Annotated in this window: 1 protein-coding gene; it reads right to left on the bottom strand. The window is 58.1% G+C overall.

Annotation, left to right across the window (positions count from 1 at the left end):
• Nucleotides 1-594 (bottom strand): acyl carrier protein (locus JZ792_RS41280; protein WP_254191104.1); only part of this gene is annotated, 594 nt, incomplete at both ends.

The following is a 594-nucleotide window of genomic DNA, read 5'->3' as shown; positions in this document are numbered from 1 at the left end:
CGCGTGAGGACACACCACCCGGGAAACGACACCCCACACCCACGATCGCTATCGGCTCGGCCGAATGCCCCACCACCACCGGTTCGGCGACCACAGATGCTCCGGCCAGCTGCTGGTGTAGATGTTCAGTGACCGCTCTCGGGGTCGGGTAGTCGAAGATCAAGGTCGCCGACATCGCAACCCCCGTCAGCCTAGTTAGTCGGCGGCGAAACTCTACAGCTCCCAGTGAATCTAATCCCAGATCTCGAAAAGAACTATTTTCGTCAAACTCATCGGGACCAAATTTCCCACTAATAGCCGCGAGTTGATCGCGCACCGCATTCTCTATCATCATCCACTGGTCGTCCGAACTTAGCTGGGCCAGCTTTCTCGCAAAAAAATCCCGAACTCCTTCCGAAGCAACTCTCGACGAAGACGGTGCGTGCCGCCCGCTTTGCTGTCGATCAAAGACATAGGTAGGAAGCTGTACCCGCGACGCGCTACGGCCATCGAAGACCGGTGTCCAATCGACTCCGACACCGGACACATCCACCACTGCGAGTGCCGAGAGCAGGGTGGTGTCCTCGACACGGTCCTTATGCAGCAGCGAAGCCA

The sequence above is a fragment of the Nocardia noduli genome (assembly GCF_019038455.1).
Taxonomy (GTDB): Bacteria; Actinomycetota; Actinomycetes; order Mycobacteriales; family Mycobacteriaceae; genus Nocardia; species Nocardia noduli.
Note: the sequence above shows the minus strand (reverse complement) of the source record. Positions and strands in the feature narration are given on the sequence as shown.